The sequence below is a fragment of the Alkalimarinus coralli genome, assembly GCF_023650515.1.
Taxonomy (GTDB): domain Bacteria; phylum Pseudomonadota; class Gammaproteobacteria; order Pseudomonadales; family Oleiphilaceae; genus Alkalimarinus; species Alkalimarinus coralli.
Genome location: NZ_CP096016.1, coordinates 3,626,313 through 3,651,113, shown reverse-complemented (window position 1 = coordinate 3,651,113; position 24,801 = coordinate 3,626,313). Strand labels below are relative to the sequence as shown.

Genomic DNA, 24,801 nt, shown 5'->3' with positions numbered 1-24,801 from the left:
AGTTCCAATATTGTTAGGCACCCTATGAAGGGTGCTTCTCAAGCGCCTTTTTAAACCCTTTCTGATATAACATCCACGCCATTAACCCCGCAGCCAGGTTGCCAACCAGCGCGCCACTCATCAACCCGTCTAACGCATCGATTTGACTACCAATCCATAGCAGCGGTAAGTAGCAAAGGAACAATCTCAGGCAAGAAATCAGCAAGGCTCGCATCGGTAACCCCATGGCGTTGCATACCGATACCATGATCATACAGAGCCCCAACGCACCGTAACTAAAGGGGACTTTTAACAGGTAATGTTGCAGTACCTCGGCAACGGATAAATCGGTCGTCATCAGGCTGGTGATATTGTCCGAAAGCAGCAGCCAAATGATGGCGATGGCAAGCTGCCATAGCAGCACGAACTTAATTGCGATGTTAACCAGCTGGCGAATACTCTCCAAGTCTTTTGCCCCCCAAAATCGGCCTATCATTGGCGGCATTGACATGGTTAAGGCGAGCACAATGACGATTGAGAAAAACTCCAGCCGTGTTCCCAACCCCCATGCAGCAACAGCGGCCGTTCCGTAGGCCGCAACCAAGGCAGTGGCAAACATCGCCGAGAGTGATGGCATAAACTGGCTGAGCATGGCCGGGCCGGTGATATTCGCTAATTGTTTGATAGACGATGGAATAGTGCCCGGTTGAAACTTGAACGCTAACCACTGGTGCGAGATGACTTTTGGGTAGACGATTAACGCGCCAATGGCGAATGAGGTAATGGTTGCATAGGGTGCCCCCGCCAGCCCCCAGTCAAACACAAATATGTATAAAGGGTCTAACGCAATATTTAGCAGGCTGGTCACCACCATGGTAATGCCCGGTAGCATAGTATTGCCGTGCGCTCTGCATAGGCTGTAGCCAAAATAAAGCATTGCCCCTACCCAGGCGCTGATTAGCCAGGGTTTCCAGTACAGTGACAGGGTTGCAAGCAGCTCAGGTTCGCCGCCTAACACTTCAAGTATGGTGGCTCGCGAAAACCAGAGGATTAAACAGAGAATGGAAATAGCCACTGCGCCAATTATTACCACCAGCCCGCCAAGTTGTTTGGCATGCTCTGTCTGCTCGGCCCCCAGCGCTTTGGATATAACGGCGGTGGTTGCTATCCCAAGCCCGACTTGCACGCCGATAATGAGCTGGTACATCGGCACGGTAAACCCAACTGCTGCAAGTGGTGCGACCCCGAGTTGACCAATGAAGGCGCTGTCGGCCAGTTGAAAACTCATCAAAGACAGCACACCAAAAAGCATTGGCCAAGTCATGTGGAAGAGTGTTTTAGCCAGAGATGTATCGGTTGCCAGGTTAGTCATTTTTGCTTTGGTCGCATTATTTATAGAGACAAGAGAATCGCCAGTTTATCTTAATCAAGGCGGGAGGGGTAAGCGCGATTAGCAACTGTGTATAGAGGTTGAGTGATTAAGGTCTACCGTTGTGGCTTTTTCTACACCATGGCTGCGACATATTGTCTCAAATGTCGAAAACGAGTTGACGGCCATCTGGTGAGTCAATAACTTAGCCGCACCAAGTATAAGGGGAAGACCGGTTAAAGTCCGTCGCTGCCGCCGCAACTGTAAGCACTCGATGAGTTATCGCCGTTATGGGGATCAAAGAGTGCAAGCCAGAGTACCTGCTTGGTGTTCACTGCAATCTATTCGGATCGGAATAGCCACTAAGGAATTTATTATGCATATTGAACCCGGTGTCGTTGAAGGCACGAAAATCGCCCTGAGTTATGGAACCGCATTGTTGGCCGTAGGTGTATTGGCCAAAGTAAGTTATGAAAGTATTAGGCAGGGCGGTCTTAAGCAACTGCTGGTAAAAAGCCTGTTGGCAACACTGAGTGTTTTTGTTTTCTTTGAGGTGTTGCCTCATCACCCGGTCGGGGTTTCTGAGGTTCACCTTATTTTGGGTTCAACCTTGTTATTGATATTGGGCGTAGCGCCTGCGGCTATTGGCTTGGCGGCAGGGTTGCTGATACAGGGTATTTTCATGGCGCCTTTTGATTTGCCGCAGTATGGTATGAATGTCACTACATTGTTGGTGCCTTTGTATGGTATGAATATGGTTGCCCGGAAAATAATTCCGGCGAATGTGGCCTATAAGGATATTACGTATTCGCAAACTTTGAGACTTTCTCTGACTTATCAGGGAGGAATCATTGCATGGGTTGCTTTTTGGGCGCTATATGGCGGGGGCTTTAGTGCTGAAAACCTCAATGCCGTCGCAACATTCAGCTTGGCATACACCTCCGTTATTGTGCTTGAACCGCTGGTAGATTTGGCGGTACTGGCCATCGCCAAGGCTGTTGGCCCGCTACAAAGCAGTCGGTTTTTCGAGAAACGATTGTTTGAAAAAGCCGCATAATAGAGCCGGCTATCGACTCTGACTAAAATTCGCGCCATGCCCCGTCCTTTAGGGCGGGGAAGGATAACGGAAACCGCTTCGCGGTTTAATGGTGGCTGTTTTGTTGCTCGATGTATTGCCTAACCACACTGATAGGTGCACCACCGACACTTCCCGCAAAGTAGCTGGGACTCCAAAGAGCATTTTTCATGTAGGCTGATTTTATTAGCTCGGGGTGATGCAATTTCAATTTCCTACTGGATACCCCCTTCAAGCTATTAACCAATTTTGATAAGCAGACTTTGGGCGGGAAGTTCACTAACAAGTGAACATGGTCTCCTTCACCATTGAACTCTGCCAGCTCAACATCGAACTCTTTGCATACGACTAAAAACAGTTCATGCAGCGTTTCTAAATGAGCGGAATTAAAGACAACATGCCGATACTTGGTCACGAAGACCAAGTGTGCATGGAGCATAAAAACACAGTTTCTACCTGTTCGATAAGGCTTGTTTTCTTTCATAGACCAATTATACTCAACTCTATGAAAAAGACAAAGACACTCCGAGTTCGTGTAAGAGATAACCACGCATACTTGCTAGGCCAAATGGCTCGGCAAGTTAACTATGTGTGGAATTTTCTCAACGAACTAAGCCTCCGCTCGGTCAAAGAGCGTGGTGTCTTTATGTCAGCCTATGACTTGCAGAAGTACACCGATGGCGCTGGCAAGCTGTTAGGCTTGCACAGCCACACGGTTCAAGAGATTGGCAAAGAATACGTTACCCGTCGTAAGCAATTCAAAAAGGCCAAGCTGAACTGGCGCAAGTCTGGTGGTGTTCGCCGCTCACTCGGCTGGATACCGATCAAGACGGGCGCGTCTAAATGGAAAAACGGCCAAGTATTCCACAACGGCCACCACTTCAAGATTTGGGACAGCTACGACCTGTCGAAATACAAGTTCCGTTCGGCCAGTTTCAGCGAAGACGCTCGTGGACGCTGGTACTTCAATGTCGTAGTCGATGTTGAAGCGGAGCAATCAACAGGCACACAAGCTGTTGGTATCGACTTGGGCTGTAAAGAAGCGGCTACGTCTTCCCACGGCGACAAGCTGCTTGGTCGTAACTATCGCACCCTTGAAGCGAAGCTGGGTCTAGCTCAACGCGCTCGTAACAAAAAGCGGGTGAAGGCGATCCACGCCAAAATAGTAAACCGCCGTAAAGATGGTATTCATAAGTACACCTCGAAACTTGTACAAGAGAATGCAGCCGTCTTTGTCGGGAATGTATCAAGTAAGGGTCTCGCTAAGACAAAATTAGCCAAGTCAGTGCTAGATGCTGGCTGGGGCATGATGAAAACAATACTGGAATACAAGTGCGATCACGCAGGTATTGTTTTTGATGAAGTTAACGAGGCATATACAACCCAAGCCTGTTCGTGCTGCGCGGTCATACCCGACAGCAGTCCGAAAGGTAGGACAGGACTTGGAATAAGAGAATGGACTTGTAGTGCTTGTAACACTACGCATGATCGAGATATTAATGCAGCCAAGAACATTCTTGCGGTGGGGCTACACCGTCTTGCGGAAGGAAAGGTAGCGACTACTCCGTAGTCGCCCTAGTCTTAGGGCTGTAATGGCCCTAAGAATCCCCTTCGTTTACGGAGGGGAGAAGTCAATAAAGCCCCATCAGCAGGTGGGGCTTTTTTTGCCCTGGCAGCGCCTCAATAAATTAGTGACTACCTGTTCACAATTGCGCAATTTGTCCCTCTTTATGACGCGTTCTGTCCCTCATGTTATTTTTTTTGTCTTTAAAATACGGCCAGTAAATCTAGATGTCGTTTAGTAACAGAAGCGTCATGAAATAATAATAATTCGAATTTATATTCGACGGACTTTAACTTAGAAGGGCAGCTCCCATGCGCAGTAGAATATCGCTTTTTATCTTCAGCATTCTGATCTCGACGATCAGTTGGGCTGAATCGTACGTCTACCTCACTAACAGCACGATGGAAACATTGACGCTGAATACCGTGCAGACGGGTCACAATAACATTACCCATGGCAACGAATGGGAGCAGTTGGCCAATACTGTACCGCCTTTAGCCACGGTTAAGTTTCTTCGTTATAACCGTGATCAGGGAATCAAGTGGGGTAAGACTTACTACTTTACGACAACGGTTCAGGGAGCGACTAATTCAGTTGAGCTTCAGCAGAGCCTGGTAGGCACCATGACATTTAGTAAAATGTGGCTCTCGGCTGAAAATGATCCTTGGCACTATGATCGGGATATCCACAAGATTCCAATGAACTTTGACGGTAAAGACTCAACCTTAGCGTTTCGTTCTCAGTATGCCCGTGCCGCAGGTGATGATATTTACTACGTGATCAATAATGATTGGAAGACTGAAACCCGAGAAGCGGCCAGCAATAACTTTAAAGTGCTGACATACAATACCTGGGCGCTATTACCCGGCATTGAAAGTAAAAACACCCATGCCCGCCTTGATACCATCGCTGAAGAGATTGTTCAGGGCTATGATGCCATTGTTTTCCAGGAGCTGTTTGACCCTGCATTAACGGCACATTTTCGCAGTAAAATTAGTGCAGAGTACCCCTACCTGACAGACATTCCGTTTAAGTTTGGTAAGCTATTAACAGGTGGTTCGTTTATCGCCAGCCGTCACCCTATTATTGAACATGATGATGCCGTGTACAGTGCCTGCCGTGCAGATGGCTGCCTGGCATCCAAAGGCATGAACTACGCGAAGATTAACAAAGGCGGAAAAATATATAACCTGTTTGGCACCCACACTCACGCGTATACAACGCCGGATGATATCGCTGTTCGTTTTGCTCAATTGGCGGAACTAAAGGCCTTTATTAACAGTAAAAATATTCCTGCCAGTGAGCCTGTGTTGATGGCGGGTGACTTTAATGTGGATAAAATTCATTTTCCTCAAGAGCATTACGACTTCTTGGCGCTGATGAATGCTACTGAGCCAATGGCGTTGGGTGAATACCCTCACTCTTACGCAGGGCCTGTGAACGTATACGCTGATGACCAGTATACTGAGTATCTGGACTATGTCTTGTACTCAAATGAGCACCAGGCTCCCATCTACTCTCACAACAAGATGCTGGTGCCTCGTAGTATCGAGTCTGACCACTTTACTTCTTGGGACCTATCAGATCATTACCCGGTTGCGAGTGAGTTTGTATTTCCTGTGCAATAATCTGTTAGTTCAAAACAAAACGGCTATCAAAGTGATTTGGTAGCCGTTTTTTTTAGCTCTCTAAAGTCGGTGGCACAAGCTGGCCAGGCTTCTGTCCCAAGCCAAGAACCAACGAAAACTTTAGAAAAACATCAATATCCCTCAAAGTTAAAAACTGAGTGCTTCTAAAGCGCCTTTAAGTCTATATCGCCTGAAGTACCATCGTTAAAAGCAATCCAGAGCTGAAGTGGCTGCAAGATTACTTAGTTATATGCCTGCTGCAACGAGTGGCTGAATGTGGTTTTCAGGCCGGTTCGCTGATAAGTCATGAATTGACTGTAAATTAAGCCAAAACTCAGGAGATGTATTTAAAGACTCTGATAATAGCCACGCTGTTTCTGGAGTAACCCCACGCTTACCACGCACTATTTCATTTATACGTTGTACAGGAACACCTAAATGTAGCGCCAATGCTTTTTGAGTTACCTCAAGAGGCTCAAGAAACTCCTTGAGAAGAATAACTCCTGGATGTGTTGCTATACGATTTGAAGGAATCATAATTTACCTCGTATTTAGTGGTAATCCACTATTTGAACATCATGAGCTGCATTAGAATCCCAGCGAAATACAATACGCCACTGAGAATTAATACGAATACTATGGAAACCTTCTAAGTCACCTTTGAGCAGCTCAAGTCTATTTCCAGGAGGCGACTTAAGGTCATCAAGGTTTTGAGCAGCATTGATAACATCAAGCTTATACAAGGCCAACTCATGTATCTGATTAGGCAGCTTTCGCACCCAACGACTAGAAACACCATTAAACAGGTCTGATGTCGCTTTATTGCCAAAGGAAATGATCATTTATAAATGTTAACGAATACACGGTATTCATGCAATATGTAGAGCCAACACTTTTGGTCGATTTGTGGAGCGGTGAAGCCGCGTAGCAAAGCTGTTAACTGAGCTAGTAATCGACACTTTCTAAACAAGTTATACTACGCCTGATTCTGTTCTGGTGCATAATTGCACCTTAACTGCATCAGACGAAATGAGGTATAAGATGCCCAGACAAAAGTATTAGCCTAACAAGTCAAAATGACTTATGGTTGAGAAATCAGGTAGATCATATACGAGACTATTCCCGCAAAAGCGAATTGATAAACGATTTAATTCGCAGTGCTAAAAGAGCTGAAGCAACTAATAGAAAATTAGAGGACGCTGAGAAAAGCGGCTTTACTGATCAAAGTGCTTCAGAGATATTGGCTGAATTTAAATCTGAACTGAAATAGTCCATGTTTGAATTTAAGATATCTTCAAATGTGAAAGAGACTTGAAACGGATCTATGCATATGAATTCAAAGAATACGGTGAGTCACAAGCAGATCGCTATTATCATGGCTTTTTTAGCATGTTCGAAAAAATTAGCCTCAACCCGTATCTCTACCAGTCAGTTGATCATATTCGACCAGGTTACAGGCGATGCCATACTCTTCAGATAGTATTTACTACCGAATAAATGGCCAGGTTGTAGAGATAATGGCTATTTGGGGTGGTCAGGATATCGTCTGTAGCAGGTGCAAGTTCATTAGCCGCTAATCTCAGACAAGTGATAAGACCAACGTGATCCATCCACAAAAAAGACTCTTCAATGGTCTATTTTGTGGATAGCTATAGCCTGTCAGCAGGTATTTAGGTGAGGCTTGGTTCCACTTAGTTTGCTGAACAAGGCCTCCAATTTATAGTGCTAACTTCTCGGCAACAAAATCTGCATCTTTATCACCCCGGCCAGACAGGTTGACCAGAATGGTTTTGTCTGCAGGAAATGTTGCAGCAAGCTTTGTTGCGTAAGCTACAGCATGAGCACTTTCAAGTGCCGGAATAATCCCTTCGCAACGGGAAAGCGATATAAACGCATCCAGACACTCCTGATCATTAATGGCTTCATAACGAACCCGCTTAATGTCTTTCAGGTGGCAGTGTTGCGGGCCAACGCCTGGGTAATCCAAGCCCGATGCAATAGAGTATACGGGTAACGGTTCACCATTTTCATCTTGCAACGTTAAGCATTCAAAACCATGAATAGCCCCTTTTGTACCGAGGGTCATTGTGGCTGCATGATCAGGGGTATCCAAACCTTTGCCGGCCGGTTCAATACCCACCAGCTCGACATTCTCATCGTCTAAAAAAGCACTGAACATACCCATTGCATTAGAGCCACCGCCTACGCAGGCCATCACCACATCAGGCAGTTGGCCATTTTGTTGTTGAAACTGTTGGCGGGCCTCTTTGCCGATAATACTTTGGAAATCGCGAACCATCTTGGGGAAGGGGTGAGGGCCAACCACTGAGCCTATCGCGTAGAAGTAGTTTTGAGGGTCTTTCAGGTACTCCTCAAATGCACTGTCTACCGCATCTTTCAGTGTTTGCGTGCCTCGATCAACAGAGACTATTTTGCAGCCCAGTATTTTCATCTTCACAACATTGGGGTGCTCTTTGGCAATATCGATGGCCCCCATATGAATCTCGCAGGGAATGCCAATTAGCGCGCAGGCACTGGCTAATGCGACGCCATGCTGACCTGCGCCCGTTTCTGCCAGCACTTTGGTTTTACCCATGAACTTGGCGAGCAGGGCTTCACCGAGGCAGTGATTGATTTTATGCGCACCGGTATGGTTCAGGTCTTCTCGTTTTAAGAAAATCTGCGCGCCACCTGCTTTTTCTGTCAGGCGTTTAGCGTGAAATATTGGGCTGGGTCGTCCAACATATTTTGCATATAGCTCAGAAAGTTGATCTTGAAACTCCTGGGTTTTGCGGATTTCTTCATAGGCCAGGTCAATTTCATTCATGACGGCTTGCAGCTCAGGAGGCACGATCTGGCCGCCGTACTCTCCAAAATATCCGCGCTGGTCTGGCATGTTGTCGTTAAGTGACACGTTGATCCCTCCGATTTGCTGGTGTTAAAAGGTTTCTCTCATGCCATTAATTCTATCGCGCCAGGTAATAATAAAATTGACGCCACACAAGACGAAAGCAACCTTTTTTCATAGAATACTTATACATAGCCCTCAAATTTCCAAGGAAACACACTATGGAGCCACTACAGGCACTCAGGAAAATTTTTCAGGAAGCTGGTGAACTCTCATCGGCCGATGAGTTGCTCCATCTTATTGTTACCCGAGTTAAAGAGGTGACGAGCTCTGATGTGTGCAGCATCTATCTAGCCGATGAAGAGCAAGACGATTGGGTGTTGGTTGCCACAGAAGGTCTGGCAGATGAAGCCGTTGGCAAGGTTCGAATGCGTACCGGGGAAGGGCTGGTTGGTCACATCTGCAAGCATCAAAGCCTGCTGAATCTTAATGACGGTTCTACCCATTCAAGCTATCGTTACTTTCCCGAGACCGGCGAAGAGCACTTTGCAGGCTTTTTGGGGGTACCGATTATCAGTTTTCGCAGAGTCATTGGCGTTTTAGTCATTCAAAGCCGCGAAAAGCGCTGCTTTTCAGTCGAGGAAGAAGCATTTTTAATTACCATCGCCGCCCAGCTTGCAGGCCCTTTGAAAACGGTTTTGAGCCAGGAGAAATTGACCGCACTAGCGAGTGGCGAGCTTAATGACCAGATTAAAGTGCTGGGGGTTAAAGGCGCAGCGGGTATATCCATTGGTAAGGTTCATTTTCTCGCCCCTTTTAATGACCTGAAAACCATTAAAGATGAGCCCTGTGAGAATCAGGAAGAAGAGATAAAACTGTTTCGTGATGCACTTGAAGACGTAAAGTTAGAAGTGCAATCTGGCGGCGACAAATTGGCATCAAGTGTACCTCAAGATGTTCACGCGTTATTTGGTGTATACCTGATGATGCTCGATAACGACATGATTGCGAAGCAGACTGAGGAACGTATCAAAGAAGGCTTTTCTGCCGCGTCTGCTTTGAAGCACACCATTGAAAATCACGCCCAGGAATTCGAGCGCATGGACGATGCCTATCTCAGGGCAAGAGCGGAAGATATTCGCCATATTGGCTCGCGTATTTATGCCCGCATGAATGCCTATCATCATGAGATTGAGCTACCTGATGAGCCTGTTATTTTAGTATCCAAACTAGTGAGCATCACAGAAATTGCCCAGTTTCCGGTTGATAAGCTTGCCGGTATTGTCTGTATGGAAGGCTCATCACTCTCTCACACTGCGATTTTGGCCAATGCGCTGGGTGTTACGGCCGTTATGGGTATTGGCAATATCACGCGTAGCAAGGTAGATCAGCAGACTGCTGTGATGGATGGTTACCGCGCCCAAGTTATTTTTAATGCCAGTGAACCTCTGCAACAAGAGTATCAGCGGCTGATCGAACAAGAGAAAAAGCTGGTTCGGGGGCTGGATAAGTTTAAAGACTTGCCGGCCACCACACCTGACAACCATCGCATTAACCTATATGCAAACACAGGATTATTGGCTGATATTTCGCCGGGTCTTGAACGAGGGGCTGAGGGCGTGGGGCTGTACCGTTCAGAGATACCCTTTATGCTCCATGATACATTTCCCTCGGAAGAGGAGCAGGCGAAAATCTACCGGGAAGTACTACAGGCTTACGCTCCCCGTTCAGTCTATATGCGAACATTGGATATCGGCGGAGATAAAGCGCTGCCGTATTTTGGTTTTACTGAAGAGAATCCTTATCTCGGATGGCGAGGTATTCGTTTTACCCTTGATAATGGGGGCATTTTTATTACCCAGATTCGTGCGCTGCTGAGGGCATCCATTGGATTGGATAATATGAAAATAATGCTGCCGATGGTAAGCCGGGTTGAAGAGGTTGATGCTTTTAAATTACTGCTTGACGAGGCAATAAGCCAGCTACAGGAAGAAGGGCTCAAAGTGAAGCGACCATCGACCGGCATTATGATTGAAGTGCCTTCGGCAATGATGATTCTGGAGCAGCTGGCAAAAAGGGTCGACTTTATTTCGATTGGCTCAAACGACTTAACCCAATATCTATTGGCGGTAGACCGCAACAACCCCAAGGTGTCTTCACTCTATAACTATTTAAACCCGGCTGTTGTACATAGTATTCACCGTATTGTCAGGATAGCTCATCGGCACCGCCTAAAAGTGTCAGTCTGCGGTGAAATGGCCGCCGACCCTGCGGCAGTCCTGTTGCTTCTGGGCATGGGTATCGATACCCTCAGCATGAGCGCGTTTAACCTGCCTAAAATTAAATGGGTTATCCGCACTATCACCCGAAAGCGAGCTGAATCTCTCCTAAGAAAGGTGCTCGCACTTGAGAGCGAAGATAGCATTCGAGAAATACTGGAGTCAGAGCTGATACAGGCAGGTCTGGCAGGTTTGATCCGCGCCGGGAGTTAATTAAAAGCGGTTGCTGAAAAAACGCCGATAAGCTGTATAAACACTAAGAAAATATGAAAACAAAAACAATATTCCTCCGCCACCTGCTAAATAGTGGCGGCGTGCTACTAGCACTAATGCTGCTGTCGGGTTGTGCTGCCTCACCGCCGACAAACCCGGATAATCTCTGCTCCATTTTTGAAGAAAACCGGGACTGGTACGAAGCCGCCATTGACTCCCGCGATAAATGGGGGGCACCGGTTCATGTGCCAATGGCGATTATGTATCAGGAGTCCTCATTTAAGTATGATGCTGCCCCGCCTATGCAGTATGTGTTATGGATCATTCCTATTGGCCGAGCCAGTGATGCCTATGGTTATGCACAGGCCAAAGAGATGACCTGGGACGAGTATATTGATGAAACAGGAAACTGGTTTGCCGACCGGGGAGACTTTCATGATGCAATTGATTTCATGGGGTGGTATATCCACAAAACGAACCGGGTTAATAAGGTCTCAAAGTGGGATGCTTATCATCAATACTTGAACTACCACGAAGGCCATGGAGGGTACCGAAGAAAAACCTATAACAAAAAGCCTTGGTTGAAAAAGGTCGCGCGAAAAGTAGATGCCAGAGCCAAGCGTTATAGCCAGCAGTACTGGGGGTGCAAAGATGAGCTGAGCCGCAACTGGTTTATGCGGACGTTTTTTTGATGGCCATCCGCCGTTTTGAGTTAACTATCCGGTTAGTTCTCAGGCCCTCTTTCTGTTGACCAACTCTGGAAATCAACCATACTTATAGTTGTACATTACGGTATTGTTTAAGAAGCGTTGGACTCTGAACGAGTCGACGACAGCGGCCGCTTCAAATAGCGGTTTTTTATTTGTTAACGTGATTATTTTAGCCTATGTCAGAGCATTCCGAAGACGAGCTTCTTACATTCCTGGAAGATGACGTCGACTCACAGACAGGTCATTTATCTAACAAGTCTGATCCATGGCGCGTGCTCAGTGTTGATGATGATGAGGATGTTCATGTCACGACACAATTGGCATTGGATCGGGTAGAGATACTGGGTAAGCCAGTAGAGCTTCTCAAGGCCTATACTGCAGAAGAAGCGCTCGACGTTCTTGGTAAAGAAAAGGGCATTGCCGTCGTGCTGCTGGATGTAGTCATGGAAGATGATCACGCCGGTCTTGATATAGTTGATAAAATTCGCAATGAACTCGGGCTGGTGGATCTGCGAATTGTTCTGCGTACCGGGCAGCCCGGTTATGCCCCTGAGTTAGAGGCGATACGTGATTATGATATTAATGATTACCGCAACAAAAGCGAGCTAACGCACACCAAGCTTTATACCACACTAACTTCTGTAATTCGTTCGTATTCACAGATACGTGCATTGGAGGCCAGCCGGAAAGGGCTTGAATTAATCACCCAGTCGTCAGGCAAGTTGATCAACAGCAAAGGCTTTGACGAGTTTTCACTGGGAATTATCAAACAGTTATCAGAGCTTTTAGGCCTGTCGGACGACGGCATTGTGTGCACCCGCACGTCTAGTGATGATGCTGATATCGGTATGGGATATACCATTGTTGCTGCTTCGGGCAGATACCGATCAGCGATTAATAAGCCACTCAATGAGCTACAGCAGCCCACCGTTATGCAGGCACTGAAAAACTGCATTGAGCAACAGCAAAACTTGCTATTAGATAACGCCATAGTGCTCTACTTTTCCGGCCAATCAGGCAATGACTTGGTCGCTTTTCTCGACCAGACACGCAAACTCGATGACACCGAAAAACGCTTACTGGATGTATTCTGTTCTAATATTTCGGTCTGTCTGAACAATGTTTTAATGCTGTCAAAACTGCACCACTACGCTTATTTTGACTCACTGCTTGATATTCCCAACCGGTTGGCCTTTGTCAATCGTATCGATGAGTATAAGAGCAAAGGCATAGATGCCTCGGTCGTGCTGGTGGATGTTGACCAATTTAGCGCGATTAACGATACCATTGGTATTACTAACGGAGACTTTCTGCTTGGTGCCGTGGCTCTGAGGCTGGGTGAGGTGCTTGATGACAGTTTTGTCGCCAGAATATCCGGTGATGTGTTTGGCCTGGTTGGGGAACGAGAGGCGCTGACACCGGATACCGTAAGAGGGATATTCTATTCACCGTTCTCCATCGCAGACCAGGAGCAGCTCATCTCGGTTACGCTGGGTATGTATGACCTGGATGAGAAAGTGGAGAGCGGTCAGGAAGCACTGAAAAAAGCCAATATTGCATTAAAGAAAGCGAAAGAGTCTCTTAGAGGGAGCCACTGCTACTTTACCCGCGCAATGGAGATGGAGACTGAAACACGGGTTCGTTTGCTGCACAACTTAAGAAAGGCGTTTGATCATGACCGCCTGTTTATGGTCTATCAACCGCAGGTCACGGTGCCTGATGGTCGACCAGTGGGGGTTGAAGCACTTTTACGCTGGCGTACAGAAAAGGGGGAGATGGTTCCTCCTGACCGCTTTATACCACTGGCTGAGAGCTCGGGGTTGATTATTCACTTGGGTGAGTGGGTTCTGCGCACCGCCATGCTTCAATTGCAGCGTTTGCAGAGTCAGACCTCGTTTAAGCTGAGAATGGGGATCAACGTATCAATGGCCCAGTTCCGGCATCCTGAGTTCTTGAACGTGCTGGATCGGGCAATCGCTGAAACCGGCGTTGACCCTCATGACATAGAGCTTGAGGTAACCGAGTCGGTTGCGATGATTGACAGAGTTGCCGTTAGTAAAACGCTCTCATCAATTGCCAAAAGGGGCATTAAGATCGCGATAGATGATTTTGGTACCGGATTTTCATCGCTGAGTTATCTGGAACGCCTGGAGGTTCACCGGTTAAAGATAGATAAATCGTTTATTGACAAATTGCAGGGTGACTCCGCTGATCCAAGGCTCCCTGAAATGATCGTTAACCTTGCTAAAGACCTTGATTTGGACGTTATCGCTGAAGGGGTTGAAACGGAAGAGCAGGCTGCATGGCTAAAACGAATTAACTGTGATGAAGCACAAGGGTATTTATATGCCCGGCCATTAGAAGAGACCTGGCTGCTGGAATGGCTGAGAGAGCAAGAGCAGCGACTGGCATAGCGATCAGAGGTAACTCACGCTCTCACAACAAGACTGGATGGGTGTAATGGCGGTTATGATAAGAATAATAATCTCGGCTATGATTGGCTTACTTCTGCTTCCGCTCACCGGCTGTGGGGAGTCAAAACCGTTGAAGCTTGGCTTTATCGGAGGAACATCGGGGCGGGTTGCGGACTTGGGGGTGGCTGGCCGCAATGGCGTTATTCTGGCGGTAGAAAAGCGAAATGCAGCCGGGGGGATTAACGGCCAGAGCATTGAACTGCTGCTGAAAGATGATAAACAAGATGCGGCGACCGCCAAAAGAGCCGCTAAAGAACTGGCAGACTCCGGCGTAAAGGCTATTTTAGGGCCGATGACGAGTTCCATGGCTTTGGAAGTCGTCACGGTGTCTGAATTGTTCGGTACCTTAACGATGGGCATCACTGCCACTACAAATGAACTGGCAGGCAAGGATGACCTGTTTTTTAGAACCCTGTCTCCTACCATGGATCACGCTTCCGAAACGGCTGAGTATTTGCGCTCCCATAAGCAATCTGAGCGTGTGGCAATCATCTATGATCTGAAAAACAAATCCTATTCAGAGAGCTGGATGCATGACTTCTCGCAGGCGTTTGAGCTACTGGGTGGCGACATTGTCAGTAAAACCTCTTTTGTATCAAGTGATCAGGTCAGGTTTGAGCGTATTGCCTCGGATGCATTGAAAGAAAACCCGGATTCGGTGGTCATGGTGGCTAATTCAGTCGATGCAGCACTGCTATCGAAGCAGTTAAGAACGATGAACCCAGGCATTCAGCTGGCCACCTCGGAATGGGCCGGAACCGAGCGACTTATTGAGCTGGGTGGTCGTTATGTAGAGCATACTGTTGTACCGCAATACTTTGACAGAAACAGCCAAAACCCCGGATATCTGGCGTTTTATAATGCTTATTATCAGCGTTTTGGTCATGCACCCGGCTTTCCCGGCTTGGTGGGATTTAATGCAACGAACGTTGTCTTGGATAGTTTGGAGGCCTGTCAGGAGGGTGAAAGCCTGAAACAGGCTATTTTGCGGATAAAGGCCTTTTCAGGCGTGTCTGGCAAGGTGGTGTTTGATGCATTCGGCGATGCAAAAAGTAAGACCTATTTAACCGAGATCGTTGATGGTCAGTTTCGGTTAGGGGTGACACATTGAGCTATAGGAATGCGCGTAATATTTCGCTTAAATCATTCTTATCATCGCAGTTTTTGTTGGTGTCCCTCATCCCGGTTATTGTGGTATCGGTATTGGCGGGTATCTTTCTGCTTCCTCACCTGTCGAGCCAGGAAACCCTTGAACAGGAAGCACTAGCGCAAGCCATAACAGCAAGAATAGAGGGGCGATTTGAGTCGGCTAAAAGGGAGCTTAGGCGTTTCTCGGAGTTTTTGCCGTTCTTGGATAGCGATACAGATATTCAGCAATTGTTAGATAATGTGGCTGCCAGCAATGCGGTTTATGAGGCGATCTATATCACTGACCAAGATGGGATGGTGACTCAAGTTGGTCTTCCCGAGTTATACCAGCCACTACGTGGTAACTATATCGGTCTTGATATGTCACGCAAAAAGTTCTTTCTCGATGCTCGCCATCAGCAGCAGGAGAGGTATTACGGTACGTTTCTGTCTGCTGTCAGTGGCCGTTTATCAACCGGATATTTAATTCCAATGGGCGACCAAACCCTGATTGCCGAGATCTCGATAGGTGAGCTACCGGAGCTCTCTCAATTTCTATCAAAGGAAAGCAAACAAAAAATTATGATTCTGGATCGAGATGGCCAGTTGCTGGTTCACCCTGACTCCAGCCTCGATAATCAGCAATTAAATTTAAGCAATATCCCTCTGGTGAAAGAGGGGATCAAACAGGGAGGAGCCAGTGGCCCCTTTAGTTTTCAGGGCACAGAGTATTTTGGTTCACTGATTTTGACCGATAAAAGCGGCTGGGTTGTTATCGTATCCAAAACGTTAGCGAGTTATCGTTCAACAATCATTACATCAGGGCTTATCCTGTTAGTGGCACTGCTGATAGGCATGTTGGTGGCAATTATTGTGGCCGGTATTGTTGGTGGTGTGTTCAGCCGCCGCTTCAAGGTCTATATGCAGCTGGCAGAAGCGATCACCTCAGGGCATTATGATGTGCAGCCGATCCCGTCAAAAATTAAGGAGATAGAGTCGCTTGGGCGAGAAATTCTTCATGCCGGGCAGCAAATTAAAAATAGAGAACTTGCACTGGCGGCGAAGGAACAGCGCTATCGAGCATTAGTCGAGCAGAGCCCTGTTGCCGTCATTGAGTGGGATGAGCATCTGGAAGTCATTCGGTGGAATCGGGTGGCCCAGAATATACTGGGCTTTCTGGACAAAGGCTCTGTTAGCAGTGCTATAGATTATCTCGCGCAAGAGGAAAACCAGCAGCAGCTTGCCGCTCTTTCTGAACGTTTTAAAACCGAATCAAGTTTTATCGGTGAGCACCAGTTTAAGAGTGAAACAGGCAATATTATTATGTGCCGCTCATTTAATGCATCGATTGCGGATGATAATGGGGAGCTAATCGGATATTTAAGTTTGGTGGAAGATATTACCGAACAGTGCCGCATCGAAGGTGAGTTACAGGACTTAAATACCCGCCTCGAACAGCGTGTTGCAGACCGTACAACGGCGTTATCGAACACTAATGAGCAGCTAAAGCATGCGTTGAAGAACCTGAAACGAACGCAGTCTGAACTGCTGCGAGCGGATAAACTAGCCGCACTGGGTGCAATGGTTGCCGGGGTCTCTCATGAGCTTAATACGCCCATCGGTAATGCCTTAATGGCCATTACTACGCTTGAGGAACAGACCCGAATGTTTGAGGAAGAGTATCGGGCAGGGCGGGTTAAGCGGACAATGTTTGAGCGCTATTTGGAGACAACGAAAGAGTCAGAACAGTTGGTTACCAAAAATCTGAACCGGGCAGCTGAGCTTATTATCAGTTTTAAGCAGGTCGCGGTGGATCAAACCAGCGCGCAGAAAAGGAAGTTTGAATTAAAGCAGCACTTGGAAGAAGTTCTGATGACGCTAAAGCCGCTTATTAAGAAAAGTGCCGTGATACTGGAAAGTGAGATTCCTGAGGGAATTGAGCTGGAAAGTTTCCCCGGTTCATTGAGCCAGGTCGTAACCAACCTGATCAATAATGCACTGCTGCACGGGTTTGAGGCGAAAGCGAGTGGTACTGTGCTGGTCTCAGCGCAAGAAGTGAGTGGTGAGCGGGTAAAAATCAGCATCAAAGATACCGGTAAAGGCATTGCCAAAGAGCACCTTGATAAGGTGTTTGATCCATTCTTTACTACCCGTTTAGGTGAGGGTGGAACAGGGTTGGGGTTGCATATCGTCCACAATATTGTGACGGGCGTGCTGGGCGGTACGATTGAGTTAAGCAGCGATGACAAAGGAACCGAGTTTGTTATTGAAATCCCGTTTAAGGTTTAGCTAAAAGCTGCTTTTTTGCTTGTTAAGCCTGGCGCGATAAGAAGGTCGGGGCGCGCGTTAGCTATAGGCCAACAGGTGTTAACGCAGTAAGGGGTGGGCAATGCCCACCCTATCTGCCGCATTAATTACGACTCGGCATAGTTAATGAAACTCCTCCATAAAGTCCAGGGCATACTGGTGTCTAACCGTGCGGCGGTGGTTGGCCCACAACTCCTTGATCTTATCTGAGTTACATCGCTGCCTGTCAACCAGAACGCGAGTATTCAGTTCACCAACGGACTTGGTTGTCGGGCATTTGCTAAACACGAACTGATTGCTGATCAGGTCCATAAACGGGCCTGACTTGCTGGTAGGCATGATGAACAGTAGTTGTAGCCCCAAGGTCTCGGTGAGGTATTTGATCACTTCTCGCGAGCGGGTCTCATCCATTTTTGAGAAGGCCTCATCAACTAACACCATTCTTAGGTGGCTATTCCCTTCATTAAACTTAAAGGCGGAAGTGATTGCGGCTGAGCGGATGATATAAGCAGGGGTTTCCAGTTGCCCTCCTGAACCTGTTCCGTATTGACTCAGCGCGATAGCTGCTTTGCCTTCAGGTTGTTTATATATCTCGTAGCTGCGGTAGTTACGGTAGTCTGAGATACGCTCTAGCTCTCGCATCGAACGGACTTCGTCATCAGACAGTAACATTTGCATTAACCGGTCGCGAACCAGTTGTGACTTTTGACTGAGTTCCGCTTCGAACAATGTCGTGCCGTCACCCAGGTTAGGGAGGTTGATAATCTCTTTAAAGAAATTCCAGTACTCTTTGAACTCCGGCACCCAGTTCCAATCAAAATGGAATGACTCTCGGTCTGCCCCAAATCGATGGTGTTCCAGCTCCCGGTTCATGTTCTCAAGTATTTTCTTACCATCGTTAATCGACTGATAGATGGCGTGGCACAAGTGGGTGACAAACGCATTGTTAAAAGACTCTTTTATCTTGGTGAGCTTTTCTTGTTTCTCGACCAGAATATTGTTCTTCAGACGATTATGCACGAGATCGTTGTCTCGGCGCAGATCACAGATTGATTTGAAGAACTTTTTAGAGTGATTTTCACTGTAGTCTGGCATATAGGCGATATTGTCTGCCAGATTGCAGTGCTGGTTGTGCTCGATTACACCATGTTCAATGTCATGTGCAAGACTGTTTAAGCTGCTATAGGTGTCTTGCAGGTCGTTGAGTAAGATTTCAGGCCGAGTGTTTTCGGCCCGCTTGTCTGCCTTCTCAAGCTCTTTTTCACAGTCAAAGTCTGGCCATAGCGATACAATGCCGCGAAGGTTGTCTTCTTTCTCTTCCTGGAGCTGTTCGGAAATTTCTTGCTGATTTGAGAGCTTTTTGCAGCGCTCAGTGATCTCTGATAGCTCTGTTTTAATTGAGCCTGCGCGTTCAATTTTGTTTTCAATCTGCTGGCTAAATTCTTGATCTTGCGCTTTCAGGGCTTCCAGTTTTTGCTCCAATTCAGCAAAATCTGAAAGATCAAGGTGCTCCAGTTTGCCTTCTGCGTCTCTTAGCTCTCGCTGGGTGTTAAGCATTTGTTGCAAACGGTCAGCGTAGCTAACCGGGCCAATTCGGTCGATTGCATTTAGCAGAGATGATAACTGCTGTTGATGGTCATCTGCCGCCTGAAACTCATGTAGCAATTTATCCATCTCACCACGTTTGGCGGCCAGCGCTCGCTCTCTGGCACCCTGACCAAACACCAGCTCGCTGTCAGAGATGTCGCACCGCCACATACTGTACGAGCCGGAGCCCAGCCCATTGCTGGTAATACCCCGGCGGGTATAGCGCAATTCCTGTTCTGATTTTACGCGAATAACACTGCCATAGCTGGCGGCAATATAGTGTTTGGCGGTCGCGTGGGAGAACTCCATGGCATTAACGATCGAGTCTTTATCCAGTGTGGTGCGCTGGTAGTCTTTGCTGGCTTTTGAACCCTGGATAACTCTGGCGCGGTTATCCCGGCCGGGCATATTGCGCACGATACGAATCGCTTCGGCTTCCATTTCCGGCTCTACAATGATTGAGAAACGGGCACCGCCAATATAACCCTCAATGGCATTCTGCCATTTTTCGTCTTTCACCTCGATATAGTCGCACAAGACTCTGGGGTCTGCCTTGGGGCACTCTCGCCGGATGGTGTCGATGGCTTGTTTTATATAATAAGGATATGTGGCCTGGTGCCCTTCAAGGTTTTCGATCTCGGCCTGCTTTTGTTGTCTCTGCTTTTCAAGGGTTTTACAGAGTGTCTGGCGTTGAAACAGTGCACTGTTCACTTTATCGCGCACACAGATGCCATCTGCCGACAGCTCTTTATCGTGTAACAGTCTCTGCCACTGGTTTGCCTGCTGCTGAATCGTGACCGCATCTTCAAGATGCGCTTCAAGCGGTGAAATATCGACCCAATCTCTACCAAGCAGAGAGGTAAAGTCGATGGCACTTTTAGCTTGTTGCTGGGCAAAGGTTTTGGCAGCAGACATAAAGTCTTTTTGGCCGAGCCGCGGAATTTCTCTAGCGATATTGCTCTGTTGCAGCAACGTTAACAAACGGTCAGTGGCGTTAAAGCTGTTGTTAAGCCTGTTGCTTTGATCGAGCAGGGCAGGGGCTTGGTCGTGCAGTAGTTTGGTGTTGCTTTCGACCAGCTTTTCAAGGTCATCTTTTTGTTGTAGTGGTTGATGGCCCTGACGTTTTGCCTCCAGCTGAATTAGCTCGTTGCGGGCCTGCTGGTGTCTTGCTTCCAGTATATCCCGTTCCTGTTGGTTGGCGGTCTGTTCGTCCTGAAGGCTTTTTTGCTGCCGCTTGGCGTTAAGGTAGGTCTGCTGGTCATTCAGGTACTGGATACGGGTATCGATGTAATGCAGCACATTAAGATTGATCCACTGCTGAATATAACCATCACTCTTTTCTGCGGTTTGCTCAAGCAGGTTGATGGAATTTCGCAGGTGAGTGGCATCACTTTCCATGCCGTGAATGGTTTTCATCAGTTCAGAAACAGAACGGATGGCTTCACCAAGGTCTTTCTTTTCCAGAATCTCATTGGCAACAAAGTCGTTGATACTTTTAACCGGCTTGTACGCCATAAAACGGGAAAAGGCGCGCGCCGCATTCATCGCCTCTCGCTCTGATACTGACTCGCGCTTGCCTTTAAGTGCGCCGTATAGGCGTTTCAAATAGGGCTTTTTGGCATCATACTTTTCAACTGAGTCGGGGCCAAATTCATGTCGGAGGCTATTATAAATTTTGTCCAGGCCAACAATATGTTTATTGCCATCCTCTTGTTCCTTGATGAAGTGATTGAGTTGTAGTTGCTCTCCCGGAATAATCAGGAAAAACAGCTCACTTAATCGGGCAACGGGTTTGCTGCCTGCCGCATCAAGATACGCTCTGGCGGAAACCACTGCGGTGAACGGTTCTGAGGTTTCGCCTTGAGTCGGGTAAAAAGTTAGTGCGATATAACCGTCTGTTGGTTGGGGGCGTGCATAGGAGCCATCATCACAACCGAGAATGTATGATTGCAGTGTTCGTACTTGCTTGCCGCCTTTGCCTCTTTGGGTGGTTTCGTCCTGTCCGGGGTTGTAGGCGAACAGGTAATCGTATGCGGCTGTCATGACGGTTTGAATGGCATCGGCAGAGGTTGTTTTGCCCGAGCCATTACCGCCGGATAACAGGTTGATCGGACCGAAATCAAACTCTAAATGAGGGATATTCCCCCAATTGACATAAATACACTTCTTTATAAACATAGTTTTATCAATACACTTTTAAACGCAACAGTTCTTATATTTTCAGGGGGGTAATGAGACGCTTTTCGGTCACCCCAAACACAATGGTTTGATTCTGTTGTCATCCTCGCGAAGGCGGGGATCCATTACACTGGCTTAGTCATGGACTCCCGCCTTCGCGGGAGTGACGGTATAGTTCCTAACTATTCGCAGTCAGCCGTTTGGCTTTCTTCTTTGAGCTCCGACAACGCTTCGTCGCTCAGCGGCTCATCGCCAGGTTCTGCACCTTGCAGCGCAGATAATGCTTCATCGCTGACAAAGCTCACGATCATCGGGCGAATACGAATCCATGCGTCACCATTTGAAACTTCATCTTCGGCACCATATTGAATTAAGCGCAGTTGTTTTAGTCGGCTAAACAGCTTTTTCCGGTCGAGCATATGCTCGGGCAGTGCTCGACCAAGCAAATTGTGCATCGCGATACTGAGGGCTTCGAGGGATATGAGTACCTGGCCGTGATCATCGACAGCGCCCTCTCGGAGTGATTTATCATACTGAGAGCGAAGCACCAGGATAACGGCAATTTCCTGCTGACTGAGGCGCTGCCTTAAGCCACTGTTGAATGGCTGATATTGTTCATCATGCATGCCTGGTACTTCAGCACCGGGCGGGTAGGCGCGTATATACTGAAACTGGCTTTCATGCAGCAGGCGTATATGTAGCACTGATAAATAGTCCTGAACCAGTGGCTCGACGCGTAAAAAACGGTCATAAAGGTTCTGTTCTACCTGGCTTTCTTCACGGCAGATTACGCTATAGTCAAGCAGTCGTAGAACAAGCTCACTGAACTCAGTCAGTGTAATGCCTTCCTGGCTGAGTGCTTTTTCCAGAGATTGGGTCACGATCATGGTATCAGTCACTTATCAGGTGGTTAATGTTTGGACGTTGTTTTGGCCCACCGCGTTTTTGTCGGTCAGGTCTTCAATTTCTATGGTGAAATCATCTGCGGCCAGTAAATAGTCGTTGCTGGTGACATCCCCCGTTGGAACGACATTAAAACGATATTCACTGGAGAGGTTGTTTGCGGCAGCAATTTCGATGGCATGGGTTGCTGCCAAAAGGTCGCTTGCCTGTACGATTTGCAAGTTTTTGGTATTGATTTTCTCGCCGCCTCTAAGCGAGCGCACCAGAAAGTTACGCAGGTCTTGCTGGTTGATATTGAATGCCTGATCAAGCGCGTGTTGGATGAACAGCTCTTTGCGCGCAGATTCATCAACCGCATGATCTTCTGCCACCAGCGAGTCAACGATGCGCCGGGTGCGATTGTCGCGTAATGTGTTCTGTGCAGGGTCAACGAGCTCCAGCTTCAAACCAGACATCAACTGGCCAGCTTTTGCTAATCGTTTATCGGCACTTTCGGCATCAAGGTCTTTTAATGACTGACAAATGGCGACCACATCATTGTGCTGCTGGCTGGCGAGATAGTTAAGCTGGCGGATGATAATATCAGCGCGTTTGGTAAAGTTTTTCAGTGCAGTACGCAGTGCCGGCAGCATGATTTCGCAGGCATTTGAAAGCCTTACTTCTATCCGGTCAAGAATGATCCATAGCAGCGACTGCCCTTCAACAATCATGTCGGGTAAAAACTCGCGCAGTTTGTGTTCCGCTTCAGCTTTAAAGCCTTTAGATTGCCCTCGGATTTTATGGATCAGGTTGATCATATCATCACGGTGCTTTTCAACGCTGTCGGCTGACAGTCTGACCGAAAGATCGGGTTGAAAACGCTTCTCCATAAAATCAAAAAATTCGTCGCTGGCTTTTTGAACCAGCTCCCGCATGTCGATCTCTTTAACCAGCTCTCGCTTGCGGTCTTCCAGCTCGGCAATGACGTCGGTGAAGTCACTGATGATACGCTCTGAGTACTCAAAGGCATCCAGCAGGTCGTGTATTTCGCCCTGTTCTAAAAAGGCGCTGAGCGCATTGCGGGTGTTACGAGTGTTGCGGTGGCGGGTGCGAACCTGTGTCCCTTTAAGCTCTACAAAGGGTTGAGAAAAGAGTCGGCCGATGCGACTAAACCGGTAAGTGCTTTGCAGTGAGACTTCGTCGAGTTGAACTTCCAACCAGCCGTTGTCCAGCAATATGTTGAGAATCCAGTTCGCTTTCTCCCGGTCAGTGCGGGTGGCGATGGCATCATCATCTTCTCCATACTCAAGCTCTGGAGCACGGGTAATGGCTTCCTGAAAAATCTCTATGAGCTGACCTCTTCTCAGAGAGTGGCCATAGTCGGCCATAGAGCTATAAAGTCGGAGGTATAAAAGCCTGACGCACTCAACAACGACCTCTCTGTACTTGCTGGTAAGAGGACGAAAAAACTGTTCGCGATTATCGGTAAAAAACATAAGTAGCAACAAACATTAAGTAGGAACAAACATAGTTGTGAAAAATCGGTCGATAAAACTAACACGCCTTGGTTCGTTATGCGAACAGTTTGGCGATGTTAAAGTGGGCTATTATCGCCTCGATTGAGGGGGGATAAAAGCGATAATTGGATTGAATTTTGAGCGGTACTAGACTTTTCCTCAATCAGGCATGGGTACGATAGACTCTGAATTGAATAAATCTGCAAATTGTCTACGCTAAGTAGTAATGCCTCTTTTAGATCTTTTCTGGAATCTCTTCTGACTATGTTGAAAGGTAAAAGGCTTCTTGCTTGGTGCTCATTATGCGTCACTGTTATTGTGTCTGCACCGTCTGCTTGGTCAGAAGAGTTAATCTTTACCTATTGGAATGAGGCGCTGGAGCCTTTTGCTATCCGCTCTAACAATAAGTTAGTTGGAGGGATGGTTAAAGATATCGGCGACGAGTTGGCTGAAAGAGCCAACTTGAAACCGAAATATATCGAGCTGCCAACAAAGCGTGTTGCCATTATGGTAACAAGTGGCGAGGCTCATGTGAGTTGTTTGACCAACCCTAAATGGGAAGAAAAGCCGGATAATTATCACTGGTCATCGGTTTTGTTTGAAGGGACTGACAATTATTTAATACGGCTGGAGGATGTGAATACGCTGAACAGCGTGGCAGACTTTGAAGGCAAGCGGATTGGCACTTACAACGGTTACGTGTACAACCAAGAGATTATGTCGCTGTTCGCTGAAGGAAAGGCAGAGTCTGTGCCGGTGGGTAGCCTTGCTACAGGTATGAGACTGGTGGAGATGGGGCGGCTTGATACTGTTATTGATTTTGGCGCTATTATTGAGTACGAAATCAAAAAGCAGGGGCTGGAAAACAAACTTGCCATTGCGACGGTTGATGCCGATGTGTTTGGTCTGCACTGCTCTTATTCACTAAAAATGCCTTACGATGCAGAAATGCTGGACAATCATCTGCTGGATATGAAAAAGGAAGGTTTTTTTGAGCAGTTGCAAGCGCGTTATCGGTAATCTGAGTAACCAATACCAGCTGGGCGCTATTGTGGAAGCAAGT

At 47.4% G+C, this 24,801-nt stretch carries 18 protein-coding genes and 1 riboswitch; of the genes, 10 read left to right on the top strand and 8 right to left on the bottom strand.

Translation table 11 applies throughout. The annotated features are described in order from the left end of the window. Nucleotides 1-22: 22 nt before the first annotated feature. Nucleotides 23-1,351 (bottom strand): MATE family efflux transporter, encoded by a 1,329-nt coding sequence (locus MY523_RS16325; RefSeq protein ID WP_250655744.1) that lies wholly within the window; start codon nt 1,349-1,351, stop codon nt 23-25. Nucleotides 1,352-1,547: 196 nt separating this feature from the next. Next, nucleotides 1,548-1,690, top strand: a riboswitch (cobalamin riboswitch). Between the two features lie 34 nt (nt 1,691-1,724). Between MY523_RS16325 and MY523_RS16320 the strand changes: the two genes are divergently transcribed. Further along, complete coding sequence (locus MY523_RS16320) at nt 1,725-2,405, top strand: energy-coupling factor ABC transporter permease (protein ID WP_250655743.1); 681 nt, start codon at nt 1,725-1,727, stop codon at nt 2,403-2,405. 85 nt (nt 2,406-2,490) lie between these two features. Here MY523_RS16320 and tnpA read toward each other — a convergent pair whose 3' ends face one another. Continuing rightward, nucleotides 2,491-2,907, bottom strand: a complete 417-nt coding sequence (gene tnpA / locus MY523_RS16315; RefSeq protein WP_250655742.1) for an IS200/IS605 family transposase — start codon at nt 2,905-2,907, stop codon at nt 2,491-2,493. A gap of 21 nt (nt 2,908-2,928) precedes the next feature. On the opposite strand from tnpA, the gene MY523_RS16310 reads away from it, so the two are divergent. Both MY523_RS16310 and MY523_RS16305 read left to right on the top strand, forming a co-directional pair. Continuing rightward, nucleotides 2,929-3,993, top strand: coding sequence for an RNA-guided endonuclease InsQ/TnpB family protein (locus MY523_RS16310; protein ID WP_250655741.1), 1,065 nt, complete (start codon nt 2,929-2,931; stop codon nt 3,991-3,993). A gap of 305 nt (nt 3,994-4,298) precedes the next feature. Next, nucleotides 4,299-5,615 (top strand): sphingomyelin phosphodiesterase, encoded by a 1,317-nt coding sequence (locus tag MY523_RS16305; protein ID WP_250655740.1) that lies wholly within the window; start codon nt 4,299-4,301, stop codon nt 5,613-5,615. Nucleotides 5,616-5,861: 246 nt separating this feature from the next. Here the strand turns inward: MY523_RS16305 and MY523_RS16300 are convergent, their stop codons facing one another. Both MY523_RS16300 and MY523_RS16295 read right to left on the bottom strand, forming a co-directional pair. After that, nucleotides 5,862-6,152, bottom strand: a complete 291-nt coding sequence (locus MY523_RS16300; RefSeq protein WP_250655739.1) for a HigA family addiction module antitoxin — start codon at nt 6,150-6,152, stop codon at nt 5,862-5,864. 14 nt (nt 6,153-6,166) lie between these two features. Next, nucleotides 6,167-6,457 carry a type II toxin-antitoxin system RelE/ParE family toxin gene (locus tag MY523_RS16295; RefSeq protein WP_250655738.1) on the bottom strand — a complete coding sequence of 97 codons (291 nt, stop codon included), beginning with the start codon at nt 6,455-6,457 and terminating at the stop codon, nt 6,167-6,169. Nucleotides 6,458-6,926: 469 nt separating this feature from the next. Here MY523_RS16295 and MY523_RS22015 point away from each other — a divergent pair, with 469 nt between their 5' ends. Next, the gene (locus MY523_RS22015) at nt 6,927-7,112 is read left to right on the top strand and encodes a type II toxin-antitoxin system RelE/ParE family toxin (protein WP_338021775.1); all 186 of its coding nucleotides are present in this window, start codon (nt 6,927-6,929) and stop codon (nt 7,110-7,112) included. Between the two features lie 220 nt (nt 7,113-7,332). Here the strand turns inward: MY523_RS22015 and trpB are convergent, their stop codons facing one another. Further along, nucleotides 7,333-8,511 carry a tryptophan synthase subunit beta gene (trpB, locus tag MY523_RS16290; protein ID WP_250658837.1) on the bottom strand — a complete coding sequence of 393 codons (1,179 nt, stop codon included), beginning with the start codon at nt 8,509-8,511 and terminating at the stop codon, nt 7,333-7,335. 173 nt (nt 8,512-8,684) lie between these two features. On the opposite strand from trpB, the gene ptsP reads away from it, so the two are divergent. The 5 genes from ptsP (at nt 8,685) to MY523_RS16265 (ending at nt 17,556) form a co-directional block, all read left to right on the top strand. Continuing rightward, a complete protein-coding gene (gene ptsP, locus MY523_RS16285) occupies nt 8,685-10,955 on the top strand; it encodes a phosphoenolpyruvate--protein phosphotransferase (RefSeq protein ID WP_250655737.1) in 2,271 nt (756 codons plus the stop codon). A 53-nt stretch (nt 10,956-11,008) separates the two neighbouring features. Beyond that, entirely contained in the window at nt 11,009-11,647 is a 639-nt protein-coding gene (locus MY523_RS16280) for a transglycosylase SLT domain-containing protein (protein WP_250655736.1), read from the top strand. A gap of 194 nt (nt 11,648-11,841) precedes the next feature. Further along, nucleotides 11,842-14,079: a bifunctional diguanylate cyclase/phosphodiesterase gene (locus MY523_RS16275; protein ID WP_250655735.1), complete on the top strand. Its 2,238-nt coding sequence runs from the start codon at nt 11,842-11,844 to the stop codon at nt 14,077-14,079. 55 nt (nt 14,080-14,134) lie between these two features. After that, entirely contained in the window at nt 14,135-15,250 is a 1,116-nt protein-coding gene (locus tag MY523_RS16270; protein WP_250655734.1) for an ABC transporter substrate-binding protein, read from the top strand. After that, nucleotides 15,247-17,556, top strand: a complete 2,310-nt coding sequence (locus MY523_RS16265; RefSeq protein WP_250655733.1) for a PAS domain-containing sensor histidine kinase — start codon at nt 15,247-15,249, stop codon at nt 17,554-17,556. Before MY523_RS16270 ends, MY523_RS16265 begins: the two co-directional genes overlap by 4 nt. Before the next feature lie 141 nt (nt 17,557-17,697). Here MY523_RS16265 and MY523_RS22030 read toward each other — a convergent pair whose 3' ends face one another. The 3 genes from MY523_RS22030 to MY523_RS16250 form a co-directional block, all read right to left on the bottom strand. After that, complete coding sequence (locus MY523_RS22030) at nt 17,698-21,339, bottom strand: ATP-binding protein (protein WP_250655732.1); 3,642 nt, start codon at nt 21,337-21,339, stop codon at nt 17,698-17,700. A gap of 182 nt (nt 21,340-21,521) precedes the next feature. Then, nucleotides 21,522-22,226 carry a DUF4194 domain-containing protein gene (locus MY523_RS16255; RefSeq protein ID WP_250655731.1) on the bottom strand — a complete coding sequence of 235 codons (705 nt, stop codon included), beginning with the start codon at nt 22,224-22,226 and terminating at the stop codon, nt 21,522-21,524. Nucleotides 22,227-22,241: 15 nt separating this feature from the next. Next, nucleotides 22,242-23,717, bottom strand: coding sequence for a Wadjet anti-phage system protein JetA family protein (locus tag MY523_RS16250; RefSeq protein WP_250655730.1), 1,476 nt, complete (start codon nt 23,715-23,717; stop codon nt 22,242-22,244). A 285-nt stretch (nt 23,718-24,002) separates the two neighbouring features. Here MY523_RS16250 and MY523_RS16245 point away from each other — a divergent pair, with 285 nt between their 5' ends. Further along, nucleotides 24,003-24,758 carry a substrate-binding periplasmic protein gene (locus tag MY523_RS16245; protein WP_250655729.1) on the top strand — a complete coding sequence of 252 codons (756 nt, stop codon included), beginning with the start codon at nt 24,003-24,005 and terminating at the stop codon, nt 24,756-24,758. Nucleotides 24,759-24,801 lie beyond the last annotated feature (43 nt).

Bases quoted from the DNA above. Each gene is read 5' to 3' on its own strand.
- MY523_RS16280 (WP_250655736.1), top strand. From the start codon at position 11,009: ATGAAAACAAAAACAATATTCCTCCGCCACCTGCTAAATAGTGGCGGC.
- MY523_RS16325 (WP_250655744.1), bottom strand. From the start codon at position 1,351: ATGACTAACCTGGCAACCGATACATCTCTGGCTAAAACACTCTTCCAC.
- MY523_RS16300 (WP_250655739.1), bottom strand. From the start codon at position 6,152: ATGATTCCTTCAAATCGTATAGCAACACATCCAGGAGTTATTCTTCTC.
- trpB (WP_250658837.1), bottom strand. From the start codon at position 8,511: ATGCCAGACCAGCGCGGATATTTTGGAGAGTACGGCGGCCAGATCGTG.
- MY523_RS16305 (WP_250655740.1), top strand. From the start codon at position 4,299: ATGCGCAGTAGAATATCGCTTTTTATCTTCAGCATTCTGATCTCGACG.
- MY523_RS16255 (WP_250655731.1), bottom strand. From the start codon at position 22,226: ATGATCGTGACCCAATCTCTGGAAAAAGCACTCAGCCAGGAAGGCATT.
- MY523_RS22030 (WP_250655732.1), bottom strand. From the start codon at position 21,339: ATGTTTATAAAGAAGTGTATTTATGTCAATTGGGGGAATATCCCTCAT.
- MY523_RS16310 (WP_250655741.1), top strand. From the start codon at position 2,929: ATGAAAAAGACAAAGACACTCCGAGTTCGTGTAAGAGATAACCACGCA.
- MY523_RS16320 (WP_250655743.1), top strand. From the start codon at position 1,725: ATGCATATTGAACCCGGTGTCGTTGAAGGCACGAAAATCGCCCTGAGT.
- ptsP (WP_250655737.1), top strand. From the start codon at position 8,685: ATGGAGCCACTACAGGCACTCAGGAAAATTTTTCAGGAAGCTGGTGAA.
- MY523_RS16270 (WP_250655734.1), top strand. From the start codon at position 14,135: ATGATAAGAATAATAATCTCGGCTATGATTGGCTTACTTCTGCTTCCG.
- MY523_RS16295 (WP_250655738.1), bottom strand. From the start codon at position 6,457: ATGATCATTTCCTTTGGCAATAAAGCGACATCAGACCTGTTTAATGGT.
- MY523_RS16250 (WP_250655730.1), bottom strand. From the start codon at position 23,717: ATGTTTTTTACCGATAATCGCGAACAGTTTTTTCGTCCTCTTACCAGC.
- MY523_RS16245 (WP_250655729.1), top strand. From the start codon at position 24,003: ATGTTGAAAGGTAAAAGGCTTCTTGCTTGGTGCTCATTATGCGTCACT.
- MY523_RS16275 (WP_250655735.1), top strand. From the start codon at position 11,842: ATGTCAGAGCATTCCGAAGACGAGCTTCTTACATTCCTGGAAGATGAC.
- tnpA (WP_250655742.1), bottom strand. From the start codon at position 2,907: ATGAAAGAAAACAAGCCTTATCGAACAGGTAGAAACTGTGTTTTTATG.